The organism is Mesorhizobium sp. NBSH29, assembly GCF_015500055.1.
GTDB lineage: Bacteria > Pseudomonadota > Alphaproteobacteria > Rhizobiales > Rhizobiaceae > Neomesorhizobium.
Map to the genome: position 1 here is coordinate 3,403,267 of NZ_CP045492.1, position 12,400 is coordinate 3,415,666.

The window sequence follows — 12,400 nt, forward strand, 5'->3', positions numbered from 1 at the left end:
GCAGCCCTTATCATGGGCGTTCTTCCCTGAGCCTAGGCGGAAAGACCGCAGCTCAGCTGAGATCACAAAAAATTCAGAAGGCCGGGCATGCCCGGCCTTCTTCATGTCAGGCCGCAGCAGACGCTTCGCCGGCTATGCTGCCCTGCGTCGTTGACGGGCGAATGCCGATCATGTGGCAAATCGCGTAAGCAAGATCAGCCCGGTTCATTGTGTAGAAATGAAAGTCGCCCACGCCGCGCTCGACGAGATCCATGACCTGTTCAGCCGCGACGGCTGCAGCAACCAGCGCATGGGTCTGCGGGTCCTTTGCAAGGCCCTCGAACCGTTCAGCAACCCAGCCTGGAATGTGCGCTCCGGCGCGCGCTGAAAAATTGGCGACCTGAGTGAAGTTGTGCACCGGCAACACACCTGGAACAATCGGGATGTAAATCCCCGCGCGCCGCACCCGTTCGACATACCGTTCGTAAAGATCGTTGTCGAAAAAGAACTGCGTGATAGCCCTCGTCGCGCCATTGTCGACCTTGCGTTTCAGCATGTCGATATCGGTCGCAAAGTCCGGGCTTTCGGGATGCTTCTCAGGATACGCCGAAACGGAAACATCGAATTCACCAGCCTCACGAAGCGCCCCGCAGAGCTCGGCGCCATTGGCATAGCCTTCTGGATGCGGACAGTATCTTGCACCAACTCCCTCGGCAGGATCACCCCGTAACGCAACGAAGCGCGACACACCCATCGCGGCAAATTCTCCGATCACCTGGTCGACGGTTCCACGCGATGCGTCCACGCAGGTTAGATGCGCGGCCGGCACCAGAGATGTTTCCTTGAGTATGCGACCGACAGTGCGCGCCGTGCGTTCCCGCGTCGACCCACCGGCGCCGGAGGTAACTGAGACAAAGCTGGGGCTAAGCGGCTCCAGCCGGGTCACCGTTTCCCACAACCGCGCTTCCATTTCGTCGGATTTCGGCGGGAAGAATTCGAACGAAACCTGTATTTTATCACCTATATCGGAGCGGCGGGAAAGCTGTGTCATCACGCGGTTTCTCTCAAAAATGGTGAGGCGGGAGAAGGATCAGCAATCAGCAAGCGCTGGTCGCGAGCGATCCACAATTTTACTGTGAGCTTTGCGCCAGTCGAGTTGCGCGGCTCGAATTCTTCGCTCGCCTCAAGCTCCAGCCCGGCATCTGCAAACCATTCGCTCACCTGCCGGTCGGAAAAGCCCAGCCTGAGATGGGCATGCTCGTCGCGCAGGAACTCGAGCCCGTGCGGCGCGAAGTCGACAATGACCAAACGGCCCGAAGGACGCAGCAACCGTGCTGCCTCCCCAACCGCAAGCTGCGGATCGTCAAGATAGTGCAGTACCTGATGCATCGTCACCAGATCGTAGGTGTCGCGCTCCACCGGCGGCGCATAAATATCGCCCTGGCGCACCTGTGCATTGGCGATTCCAGCCCGGTCGAGATTGGCACGAGCCACCGTCAGCATCTCACGTGAGAGATCAATGCCCACACCACGACGGTAGAGCGGCGCAAAAAGCTCCAGCAGACGTCCCGTTCCAGTACCAAGGTCCAACATGGTCTGGAAAGGTTTCTTGCCGACCAAGCGCTTAAGCGCGGCTTCAACGGCTGAGTCAGAAACGTGCAACGACCTGATCTGATCCCAACTCGTGGCATTGGCACTAAAATATTCGCGCGCACGCTCCTGCCGGCGGCGCTTTACCGCTGAAAGCCGCTCCAGATCGCGCTCTACCTGTGGGTCGCTGAGGTGGACGCGCGAGACCAGCCCGTTGACAAAATCGCGCTCTGTGTCCGCATCGGACAGCCGGAAATATGCCCACGATCCCTCTTGGTAGCGCCCGATAAGCCCGGCCTCCAGCAACAGTTTGAGGTGACGCGACACACGAGGCTGCGACTGGTTCAGAATTTCTGTGAGGTCAGAGACCGTAAGATCCCCCCGCGACAGAAGCGCCAGAATACGCAGCCGACTGGATTCGGCGGCAGCCTTTAGGGTATCAACCATGGTGTCGAGCGTCGCGTGTGGGTAAAGTGCCATCGAATGTCTCCAGCAGATATAAACATATCTTTATGTGATGCGGATATGGCGTGCAAGAGGCATGTCGCTTCCGAACAACAAAATGCCGCAGGCGCAAGCCCTGATTTCGGAACGTCCGCATCGTCGGCGCCAACCTCATGATCGCCAATACTGGGCGGAAGCGTGCTATCGCTAAGGCGCTAACGGCCCTTTTACCCATGGCGCCCTATTCTGACACAGAATGTATTCGTACCGACGCCAGTGCCAAACACATGAAGACACTGCCGCCGGGCATTGCGGTTTGGCTGGCGACCATTGCCCATGTGCGCCATCAACACAGCCAGTATGAGTCCCTTTTGGGCGAAGGCTACGATCGCGACTCGGCCCGCTTTTTCGTTGTAGGCGAAATTAACCGGACGCTGACCAGATGGCGGGCCACCCGGCTGCTTGATCCTGACGAAGACGAGGAATAGCAGCGGCGCCCGCTAAGGACGGTAAATCCACTGCTCCGGCACTTTGACGGAAACCGCTTCGCCGTCGCGGATGGTGCCCGGTTTTTCCACCCACGCGACGAGGCCGCGCAGGCGCTTGGCAGCCTTTGGAAACAGCAGCGATCCAAGTTCGATGTCGGCCATGCCGGCATGTTCGGCAATAGACCGGCCGGACAAGCGGCAGGGACCATTCTGCGCGTCCACTTTTAACGTCACGCCATCCTTGAAGAACAGCAGGGAGCCAGCCGGCAACATCGACAGATTTGCAACTCCCTCCAGAACGAGATTCGCACCTATCCATTCCGGCATAATTTTCGCAATTCCCATGCGATCCGCTACCGCTTCAAGCTCGTCCGCCGCAACGATGGAAAGCTGGCGCTCATTGCGCATCTCGGTGCCGCGCGGATACCACGGCTCGCGCCCACCCGAGCGACGCGTGTAACCACCATGAAAGTCCCCGGAAATCCCCTCGAAGCTGAGCGACAAACTTTCAACCGGTTGAGTGACAAAGTCATCGCCTGAAGCAAGGAACACTCCGGCTACCGTGGCAGCAAGCTTTCTGCCCGGATGGATTACAGTGTCCTTCGCAAAGAGATCGAGCATGCTTCACTTCCATAGATGGTTGCCGAACATGCCATTTCCAGAATGAAAAGCCATTGAAATCGGCTGAACGCCGTATCAGCCGCGCCGATGGATCGTGCACGTCACATCATTTTGAGAAGCGCACCGCCAATGGAATAACCGGCACCGAAAGCGCAGAGTAGCCCAAAATCGCCGGCCTTCATGTCGGCGTGGTTTTCCGACAGCGCAACGATGGCACCAGCGGCAGCCGTGTTGCCCAATCGCTCCAGCACCATGGGTGCGCGGTCATGGCCGATCTCGCGTCCGAAAGAAAGCTTCAGGATCATCGCATTCATCCGTGCATTGGCTTGATGCAACCAGAAACGCCGGATGTCGTCAGGTCTCAGCCCGTGCTCGCCCAAAAAATCAACGATGAAGCGGTGGCCGGCTACCGTGACTTCCTTAAACACCTTGTTGCCGACCTGGCGGATCATATTACCGTCCATGTCGATCATGTACGGATCCTCTTGCGCGTTGCGCGACAGGTAGCCCAGATTGGTGCGGATATTGTTGGAGAATTGCGTCCAGCTGCGTGTGTCCAGCACTTCGAAACGGCCGGCCCGCGTCTCTCCCTCTTCCAGTGCTTCAACAACCATAGTCGTGGAAGCATCGCCAAAGATGAAATGCGTCTGTCGATCGCGGAAATTGAGATGGCCGGTGATGATTTCCGGCGTCACCACCAACACCCGGCGGTGCGCGCCAGCACGCACCAACGCCGCTGCCACATGTAGCCCTGCAGCGGCAGAAGAACAGCCGAGTCCCATGTCGAAGCCAGCGCCTTTTGTGCCGAGCGCATGCTGCATTTCGATGGCAATGGCTGGATATGGGCGCTGATGGTGCGACGCCGCGCAGATCACCAGATCGATATCGCCGGGTCGCAGTCCGGCGTGATCCAGCGCTTTCTTTGCCGAGGCAACTCCGAATTCTGCTTCTACCGAAATCACATCGTCCGGACGCACGGGAATGCGTGGCGACATCCGGGTCGGGTCTAGAATACCCTCGCGCTCGATGACATGGCGATTTTTGACGCCAGACGCGTATTCGATGAAGGCCGCATCGGATTTCGCCAGCGGTTCGAGCCCCTGCTCAGCCCGTCGCGGATTTTCCGCATCCACCCACAGATTGAAGCTCTCAACCAGTTCGTCATTGGTGATGGAGGCTTGCGGAATTTCAACGGCAACCCCGCTGATGATGACACGCTTCATGTTCATGCTGCCCTGCTGCCTGCTGCGCTATCAAGCGCGCAGCACCACGGACTCGCCAAGGCCCGTTCCACCAAGCGGGTTTAGGCCGTTTTATTCCCGGTTGCAAAGGTCTTGATGCAGTGCAGCAAAGGCGGGACGCGTGTACTCTACCGCGTAAGCCTTTTATATGTCATGCGATGCGGGTTGATTGCATCGGCACCCAGACGGCGAATCTTGTCTGCTTCATAGTCTTGGAAGTTGCCCTCAAACCATTCCACATGGCTATCGCCTTCAAAGGCCAGAATATGCGTCGCCAACCGATCGAGGAACATACGATCATGGGAGATGATAACGGCGCAACCGGCGAAGCTTTCCAGCGCATCTTCAAGCGCTGCCAGTGTTTCGGTATCCAGATCGTTGGTCGGCTCATCGAGGAGCAGCACATTGCCACCGGTCTTCAGCATCTTGGCCAAGTGAACACGGTTGCGTTGACCACCTGACAGATTGCCAACCTTCTGCTGCTGGTCGCCGCCACGGAAGTTGAAAGACGAGCAATAAGCGCGCGTATTGGCTTCATGCTTGCCAAGCTTCACAATTTCCGCACCGCCTGAAATTTCTTCCCACACGGTCTTGCTGGGGTCGAGCTGGTCGCGGCTCTGGTCAACATAGCCAAGCTTGACTGTCTCACCGACACGAAGAGACCCACCATCGGGCGTTTCCTGACCGGTGATCATGCGAAACAGCGTGGTTTTACCCGCACCATTCGGCCCGATAATACCGACAATGCCACCTGGTGGCAGTTTGAAATCAAGGTTTTCAATCAGAACGCGGTCGCCATATCCCTTGGTCAACTGTTCTACTTCGATAACGACATTGCCAAGCCGTTCGCCATGCGGAATGACGATCTGCGTGTCACTTGGGCGGCGCTTGTCAGCTGCATCCAGAAGATCCTCAAACGCCTGAATACGCGCCTTGGATTTGGTCTGCCGTGCTTTCGGGCTGGATTGAATCCAGTCGCGTTCGCGGCTGATGGCACGCTGGCGCGAATCGTCCTCGCGGCCTTCCTGCTTCAGGCGCTTGGCCTTGGCTTCCAGATAGGCGGTGTAATTGCCCTCGTAAGGAATGCTGCGACCACGATCGAGCTCAAGAATCCAGCCTGTGACATTGTCAAGGAAGTAGCGATCATGGGTAATCAGCATCACGGCACCGGGATAGGCGCGCAGATGCTTTTCCAGCCAGCCGGTCGTCTCAGCGTCCAAATGGTTGGTTGGCTCATCGAGCAGCAGCAAATCAGGCTGGCGCAGCAAAAGCTGGCACAGGGCCACACGGCGGCGCTCACCACCCGAAAGCTTGGTCACTTCCGAATCCTTGGGCGGGCACGCAAGTGCCTCCATTGCCATCTCGACCTGCTGTTCGAGATCCCAAAGGTTCAGCCGGTCCATTTCATCCTGAAGCTGGGCCGATTCATCAGCCGTCTCGTCAGAATAGTTCATCATCAGCTCATTATAGCGCTCGATGATGGCTGTTTTCTTGGACACGCCGTCCATGACGTTTTCGAAAACCGTCTTGGTTTCGTCAAGGTCAGGCTCCTGCGCCAGATAGCCGACGGTCGCGCCATCAGCTAGCCAGGCTTCGCCGCTCCATTCCTTGTCGAGGCCAGCCATGATCTTGAGGATCGTGGATTTACCCGAGCCGTTCGGCCCCAAAATGCCGATCTTGGCATCCGGATAGAAGGACAGATGTACGTTTTCCAGCACCTTCTTGGTGCCATAGGCCTTGTTGAGACCGGTCATATGATAGATGAATTGGCGTGCCACGCGCGCTTATCCCGTCAATGTTTGAAGGAGGGTTGGCCGTTATGTAAGCGAAGGCCGCGCCAACGGCAATGCGTTTTGGCGAGACGGCGCATGTGCCGCGCCACAAGACACGCGCTTGACGCCTAGGACGCCATCCCACACTCTGTGCGCAAGAAGCGGACCAAGAATGCCATTCGACACGCACCGGGCCTACCCATCACCCACGGGCGCGAACCTTTGCCTCTACACAAGCCGTGCAGCAGGCACAGCGCGCGGTGTGGTGCAGATCAACCATGGCCTCGCAGAGCACGCTGCCCGCTACGCGCGCTTCACAGATGCGTTGACCAGCGCCGGCTTCCACGTCTACGCGCACGACCATCGCGGGCACGGTCGAACCAAAGCCCCGGACGCACCCCAACGGAGGTTTGCCGCGCAGGATGGCATGTCCAAAGTGATAGCCGATGTAGAGGCAGTCCACGATCTCATCGCTGAAGAAAACCCCGGCCTTCCCGTTATTATCTTCGGCCATTCGATGGGAGGCCTGATCGCGCTGAATTACGTGCTGAAGCATTCCAGCCGCCTTCACGCTGCGGCAATCTGGAACGCCAATTTCACCGCAGGCCTGGCCGGTCGCGCAGCTCTTGCTATCCTTGCCTGGGAACGATTCCGGCTCGGCTCGGATGTACCATCTCGGCTGATGCCCAAGCTCACTTTTCAGGACTGGGCGCGCAAAATCCCCAACCACACAACACCGTTCGACTGGCTCTCCCATGACGCAGCTGAAGTCCAAAAATATATCTCCGACCCTCTCTGCGGATGGAATGCCTCTGTCTCGCTCTGGCGCGACCTTTTCGACTTCATCTTCGCAGGCGCTGACGATATCGATTTTAGCCAGGTTCGAAAAACCTTCCCTTTCCATCTGGTCGGCGGTGGCGATGACCCTGCTACCTTTCACGGCAAGGCAGTGAAAAGGCTTGCCAATCGACTTTCGGAAATGGGCTTTTCAGAAATGAATTCAACCATTTACCCGTCGACCCGTCACGAGTCTCTCAACGAGGTGAACCGGGACGTTGTCACCCGTGATTTCATCGAATGGGCTGGCCGGCAGGTGGGTGCATAGGGCGCGCGCCTTTGGGCCTGTTTGCAAGCCTTTAACCTGTGGCCCGATGCAAGCAGCGTGACAGTGCCATGGCGGATTTGCTAGGCACGTTTTAAGCCAACGCCAGAACCGGTGCGAAATAAAATGTCCAATCCTCCGCTTAAAGGTATCCGTGTCATCGAACTTGCCCGCATTCTGGCCGGCCCTTGGGCGGGACAGTTGCTTGCAGACCTAGGCGCTGATGTCATCAAGGTCGAAAGCCCCTATGGCGATGATACACGCCGCTGGGGACCACCCTTCGTGTTCGACAAGGACGGTGAGAACCTTTCGGCTGCCTATTATCACTCCTGCAACCGAGGCAAACGATCGGTGCTGATCGACTTTGCCACGGAAGAAGGCGCTGCTACCCTCAAAAAACTCATCGCTACTGCTGATGTGTTGATCGAGAACTTCAAGTTTGGCGGACTAAAGAAATACGGCCTCGATTATGACAGCCTGAAAGCCGACAATCCGCGCCTTGTCTATTGCTCCATCACCGGTTTTGGTCAGACCGGACCTTACGCGCCGCGAGCTGGTTATGATTTCATCATCCAGGCGATGTCCGGCATGATGTCGATCACCGGCGCGCCTGGCGAGGAACCGCAAAAGGCAGGTATAGCTGTCTCCGACATCTTCACAGGCCTATATTCGACCATCGCCATTCAAGCTGCCTTGCGTCATGCGGAAGCGACCGGTGAAGGCCAGCATATCGACATGGCATTGTTTGACTCGCAGGTTTCGGTGCTTGGAAACCAGAACCTCAATTACCTGGTGTCGGGCAATTCACCGATCCAGATGGGTAACGCCCATATGAACATTGCCCCCTATGAGGTTGTGCCCGTGAGCGACGGCCACATCATTCTTGCCATCGGCAACGACGGCCAGTTCCAGCGCTTCTGCCATGTTGTAGATCTGAACGAACTTCCCGGCGATCCCAACTTCGCTACCAATTCAGCCCGCGTGACCAATCGGACAAAACTGCGCGAAATCATCGTCGCGCGCCTGGCCGAGTACGACAAGGCCACGCTTCTGACCGATCTGGAAAAACTAAGTGTACCGGCAAGCCCCATCAACACTATTGGGGAAATGTTCAACGATCCGCAAACAATCGCTCGCGACATGCGCATGGACCTCGATGACGGCCATGGAAACGCCCTCCCTTCGGTGCGCTCGCCCATCATTATGTCGAAAACGCCGGCGGTATATGAGCGCCCCTCGCCGCGATTGGGCGAACATACCGAAGAAGTCCTATCCGAACTGGAGCAGAAAAAGTGAAAAAATCTGGCGGCAAACTGATTGTTGACGCACTCGAAGCAAATGGCGTTGACCGCATCTATTGCGTGCCGGGCGAATCCTACCTTGCCGTGCTTGATGCACTGCATGATTCGAACCAGATCCGCACCATTGTCTGCCGTCAGGAAGGCGGCGCAGCGATGATGGCCGACAGCCATGGTCGCCTCACCGGCCAGCCCGGCATTTGCTTTGTCACCCGTGGCCCCGGCGCAACCAATGCCTCTGCCGGCATCCACATCGCCATGCAGGATTCCACACCGCTGATCATGTTCATCGGTCAGGTTGCCGGCCACGCCAAGGAGCGCGAAGCGTTTCAGGAGGTAGATTATAAGGCCTTCTTCGGTTCGATGGCCAAATGGGTGGTCGAAATCGACGATGCCAAGCGCATACCGGAACTCGTCACCCGCGCCTTCGCAATCGCCACCTCGGGCCGCCCCGGCCCTGTCATCATATCGCTGCCTGAAGACATGCTGGTGGATATGGTGGAAGCACCGGAAGCCCTGCCCTACACACAAGTCGAAACCACGCCCGGTGAACATGAAATGCACCGCCTTGCCGAATTGCTGGCCGGCGCAAAACGCCCCTTTGTCATTCTCGGCGGCTCACGCTGGAGCGCAGATGCAAAATCGCGCATCGAAAAGGCAACGGAAGCATGGGCCCTGCCGGTTGGCTGTTCTTTCCGCCGGCAGATGCTGTTTGACCATCTCCACCCGTGCTATGCTGGCGATGTCGGCATCGGCCCCAACCCAACACTCGCTGCCTATATAAAGCAGGCAGATCTGGTGCTGCTGATTGGCGGGCGCATGGGTGAAATGCCGTCGTCGGACTATACATTGATGAAGAGCCCCTATCCCGACCAGACCCTTGTGCATGTCCATGCAGATGCAGGCGAACTTGGCCGCGTCTACCGCCCGGAACTTGCCATCAACGCTTCGCCGGAAGCCTTCAGCAAGGCATTCGCCAAGCTCACCCCTGCCGCCATTCCAGATTGGGCGGATGAGACCGAGCGCCTGCACGCTTCCTACCGCGCATGGTCAACCCCGCCGCGCACCGGCCCCGGTGCCGTGCAAATGGGCCCGATCATGGAACATCTGGAAGAAGTCCTTCCAGAAGATGCCATTCTCACCAATGGCGCAGGCAATTATGCCACATGGGTGCACCGCTTCCATCGCTTCCGCAAATTCGCCACGCAGGCCGCCCCCACATCTGGCTCGATGGGCTATGGCACGCCGGGCGCTGTGGCCGCCAAGGCCCTGTTTCCAGAGCGCGAAGTCATCGCCTTCGCCGGCGATGGCTGCTTCATGATGAACGGCCAGGAATTCGCCACTGCCGTGCAATATGATCTGCCGATCATTGTGATCCTCGTCAATAACGGCACCTATGGCACAATCCGAATGCATCAGGAGCGGGATTATCCAGGCCGTGTCGTCGCCACGGACCTCAAAAACCCGGACTTCGCAGCCCTTGCCCGCGCCTATGGCGGCCACGGTGAAACGGTGGAAACCACCGAAGAATTCGCCCCCGCCTTTGAACGCGCCCGCAAAAGCGGCAAGCCATCCATCATCGAAATCCGCCTCGACCCAGAGGCCATCACCCCCACCCGCACGCTGACTGACATAAGGGAGAAGCGCTAAAAGCGGCGCGCCCCAAGGCACCTGCAGACCCGGCATCCGCAGAGACGGAAGCCGGGTCAAATATTGCATCACATAGCAGTGGCAACAATCACCAAAAGTCCGCCCACAAGCGCTGTGTTGGAAATCACGGCATTGATCTCAGCTACCCGCTCCGGCCCCTGCAGGCCGTAAAAATTGTGGAATATCACCGTGGCCGTGATGATGAATAGGATCAAGGCCAGCCCCGCCCACATCGTGTAGGGGCCAAACACCAGCCCTATCGCGCCCAGCAGCTGAAAAAATATACCAACCCACAATGCGGTGCGCGGCATGGGTACATTCTTTGCTGCCATCAGCCCCGTCAAAAAACCAGCGTTCATGGCATTCCGTGAACCCGCAACGACAAAGGCACCGCCTAAAAGAAGCCGCCCCACAAATTGAATCTCATTGGCAAAATTGGCTAGCATCGCTTTGATTTCCTGTAATTATTAGCATTGGCCTCACACAGTCTGTGCCGTGCCGTTGAATGGCTGTCGTGAAAAGTCACCCTTTCAAACAGTTTTGGATTTTTTCTGCGCACGCTGGTTCTGCAGGACAAAGGCACAGCCAGCCGCCACCGCACGCGGATCGGTTTGGACCGTATGGGCGTCCATCAATCCGTCCAACGTCTCGTGCGCCAACGCGGCGCGATACGCCTTTTCGGCCCGCAGCATTGCAGCATTGATCACGCAGGGTTTGGCAAACACCGAGACTGGAAGTGCCGCAGGTCCACGCTGACGAATTTCAGCGCAGCGAAACGCCGGTCGTGGCCCCTCCACCGCAAGCACAATATCCAGAAGTGAAATCGCTTCCGGCAGCCGCGCCAGCCGGTAACCACCAGCCGGCCCCGGCAGTGATTGCAAAATGCCCGCAACCGTTAATGCGTTGAGATGCTTCAGAAGATAGCTCGGCGATTGCCCAAACTGCCCGGCCAACGCTGAAGCCGGCATGGTCGCCTCCCTCTCCAACCCCGCAAGCGTCAGCGCCGCATGGATCGCCGCCTCAACCCCCTCACTCAACTTCATATCGAACTCCTATCGTGAGCAATCCTTATCGTGGATATTTTTTATCCACAATAGAAATGGCCTATTATCCTGCCATCTGCCGCCAAATGCGCGCTTACAGCCAGTGGAAATGCTTGGCGCCAGATCATTCCTGTCCCCTCAAGACAGTTTTGACGGCGGCTTAAACTGCTGTAAAAGCTGACAATCACATAGAGGCGGCCCAACATGACTGGCGAAATAATCAAGAGCGCCACGCTAACCCACATATGCGAGACGCGGTGACGCAATCTCCCACCCTTGCACTGTCAAGGCTTACCCAACGCCTGCATGAGCGCGGGCGGCTGCGGGTCTGGTCATTGGTCATCACCATTTTCGGCGATGCCATCGTGCCGCGCGGTGGGCAGGTGCCGCTCGCCACGCTGCAAGAAATCACGGGCCATATGGGCATTGAGCCCGGTGCGCTGCGCACCGCCATGTCGCGCCTTGCCGCAGACCGCTGGGTACGCCGCGAAAAAGAAGGCCGCAACAGCCTCTATGCGCTGGACCAGCATGGCAGACACGCCTTCGACCTCGCCACACAGCGCATTTATGCAGCCAGCCCACCAGCTTGGGATGGATATTGGTCAGTGGCAATCACCCCGCCCGGCCAAAATCTGACTGCCCCTCAAAAAGCAGAAATGGAGCGGCTTGGATTTGTAGAATGTAACACGGGCACTTTTCTGCGCCCGCAAAGCGCACAGCCATCCCTCTCCGGCAGTCCGTTAGACACAATGCTGGTGATGAACAGCCAAACTGAAAACCTTCCAAAAAACGTCGCCGCTTTTTGGAACCTTGAAGAAACAGCACAAGCCTATGCCGGCTTCAATGCGTCGATGAAACCATTTCACGATGCGTTACAGCACGCACCTCTTTTGGGCCTTGATGCGCTTACCGCGCGCATTCTCCTCATTCATGATTGGCGGCGCATCGTGTTGCACGATCCCGGCCTGCCAGAAGCTCTTTTACCCAACAACTGGCCGGGGCAACAGGCCCGCCAAATAACCCGAGCAATCTATGCCAATCTGTCCGTGGCCAGCGAACACTGGATCAACAATGCCGGTCTGCCCGCCCTTCAATCACCCCAAAAATTCAACGCCCGCTTTGGCGGCATCGCATAGCGCCTGTCGAACCACGAGGCGCTGGGCATCCACATT

General features: G+C 57.7%; 12 protein-coding genes. 5 read left to right on the plus strand and 7 right to left on the minus strand.

Translation table 11 applies throughout. The features are described 5' to 3' along the window. Positions 1 to 106: 106 nt before the first annotated feature. Entirely contained in the window at positions 107 to 1,030 is a 924-nt protein-coding gene (metF, locus tag GA830_RS16805) for a methylenetetrahydrofolate reductase [NAD(P)H] (protein ID WP_195162918.1), read from the minus strand. After that, complete coding sequence (locus GA830_RS16810; RefSeq protein WP_195162919.1) at positions 1,030 to 2,049, minus strand: ArsR/SmtB family transcription factor; 1,020 nt, start codon at positions 2,047 to 2,049, stop codon at positions 1,030 to 1,032. Before GA830_RS16810 ends, metF begins: the two co-directional genes overlap by 1 nt. 137 nt (positions 2,050 to 2,186) lie before the next feature. Here GA830_RS16810 and GA830_RS16815 point away from each other — a divergent pair, with 137 nt between their 5' ends. Beyond that, positions 2,187 to 2,501: a DUF2293 domain-containing protein gene (locus tag GA830_RS16815; protein ID WP_195162920.1), complete on the plus strand. Its 315-nt coding sequence runs from the start codon at positions 2,187 to 2,189 to the stop codon at positions 2,499 to 2,501. A gap of 12 nt (positions 2,502 to 2,513) precedes the next feature. Here the strand turns inward: GA830_RS16815 and GA830_RS16820 are convergent, their stop codons facing one another. The 3 genes from GA830_RS16820 to ettA form a co-directional block, all read right to left on the minus strand. Further along, positions 2,514 to 3,122: an MOSC domain-containing protein gene (locus GA830_RS16820; protein WP_195162921.1), complete on the minus strand. Its 609-nt coding sequence runs from the start codon at positions 3,120 to 3,122 to the stop codon at positions 2,514 to 2,516. Between the two features lie 101 nt (positions 3,123 to 3,223). Further along, complete coding sequence (locus GA830_RS16825; protein WP_195165014.1) at positions 3,224 to 4,345, minus strand: beta-ketoacyl-ACP synthase III; 1,122 nt, start codon at positions 4,343 to 4,345, stop codon at positions 3,224 to 3,226. A 146-nt stretch (positions 4,346 to 4,491) separates the two neighbouring features. After that, a complete protein-coding gene (gene ettA / locus GA830_RS16830) occupies positions 4,492 to 6,141 on the minus strand; it encodes an energy-dependent translational throttle protein EttA (RefSeq protein ID WP_195162922.1) in 1,650 nt (549 codons plus the stop codon). A 166-nt stretch (positions 6,142 to 6,307) separates the two neighbouring features. On the opposite strand from ettA, the gene GA830_RS16835 reads away from it, so the two are divergent. From GA830_RS16835 to GA830_RS16845, 3 genes are all read left to right on the plus strand, one after another. Further along, positions 6,308 to 7,240 carry an alpha/beta fold hydrolase gene (locus GA830_RS16835; RefSeq protein WP_195162923.1) on the plus strand — a complete coding sequence of 311 codons (933 nt, stop codon included), beginning with the start codon at positions 6,308 to 6,310 and terminating at the stop codon, positions 7,238 to 7,240. Between the two features lie 123 nt (positions 7,241 to 7,363). Further along, a complete protein-coding gene (locus GA830_RS16840) occupies positions 7,364 to 8,533 on the plus strand; it encodes a CaiB/BaiF CoA transferase family protein (RefSeq protein ID WP_195162924.1) in 1,170 nt (389 codons plus the stop codon). Next, positions 8,530 to 10,185 carry a thiamine pyrophosphate-binding protein gene (locus tag GA830_RS16845; protein WP_195162925.1) on the plus strand — a complete coding sequence of 552 codons (1,656 nt, stop codon included), beginning with the start codon at positions 8,530 to 8,532 and terminating at the stop codon, positions 10,183 to 10,185. The genes GA830_RS16840 and GA830_RS16845 overlap by 4 nt, the downstream gene beginning before the upstream one ends. Before the next feature lie 68 nt (positions 10,186 to 10,253). Here GA830_RS16845 and GA830_RS16850 read toward each other — a convergent pair whose 3' ends face one another. Continuing rightward, on the minus strand, positions 10,254 to 10,631 hold the full coding sequence (locus GA830_RS16850; protein ID WP_195162926.1) for a DoxX family protein: 378 nt from the start codon (positions 10,629 to 10,631) through the stop codon (positions 10,254 to 10,256). An 84-nt stretch (positions 10,632 to 10,715) separates the two neighbouring features. Next, complete coding sequence (locus GA830_RS16855; RefSeq protein ID WP_195162927.1) at positions 10,716 to 11,228, minus strand: RrF2 family transcriptional regulator; 513 nt, start codon at positions 11,226 to 11,228, stop codon at positions 10,716 to 10,718. Between the two features lie 257 nt (positions 11,229 to 11,485). On the opposite strand from GA830_RS16855, the gene GA830_RS16860 reads away from it, so the two are divergent. Then, complete coding sequence (locus tag GA830_RS16860; protein WP_258045487.1) at positions 11,486 to 12,364, plus strand: PaaX family transcriptional regulator; 879 nt, start codon at positions 11,486 to 11,488, stop codon at positions 12,362 to 12,364. Positions 12,365 to 12,400: the final 36 nt, after the last annotated feature.

Excerpts from the sequence above, each read along its gene's own strand:
- metF (WP_195162918.1), bottom strand. The coding sequence starts at position 1,030 with ATGACACAGCTTTCCCGCCGCTCCGATATAGGTGATAAAATACAGGTT.
- GA830_RS16810 (WP_195162919.1), bottom strand. The coding sequence starts at position 2,049 with ATGGCACTTTACCCACACGCGACGCTCGACACCATGGTTGATACCCTA.
- GA830_RS16815 (WP_195162920.1), top strand. The coding sequence starts at position 2,187 with ATGATCGCCAATACTGGGCGGAAGCGTGCTATCGCTAAGGCGCTAACG.
- GA830_RS16820 (WP_195162921.1), bottom strand. The coding sequence starts at position 3,122 with ATGCTCGATCTCTTTGCGAAGGACACTGTAATCCATCCGGGCAGAAAG.
- GA830_RS16825 (WP_195165014.1), bottom strand. The coding sequence starts at position 4,345 with ATGAAGCGTGTCATCATCAGCGGGGTTGCCGTTGAAATTCCGCAAGCC.
- GA830_RS16835 (WP_195162923.1), top strand. The coding sequence starts at position 6,308 with ATGCCATTCGACACGCACCGGGCCTACCCATCACCCACGGGCGCGAAC.
- GA830_RS16840 (WP_195162924.1), top strand. The coding sequence starts at position 7,364 with ATGTCCAATCCTCCGCTTAAAGGTATCCGTGTCATCGAACTTGCCCGC.
- GA830_RS16850 (WP_195162926.1), bottom strand. The coding sequence starts at position 10,631 with ATGCTAGCCAATTTTGCCAATGAGATTCAATTTGTGGGGCGGCTTCTT.
- GA830_RS16855 (WP_195162927.1), bottom strand. The coding sequence starts at position 11,228 with ATGAAGTTGAGTGAGGGGGTTGAGGCGGCGATCCATGCGGCGCTGACG.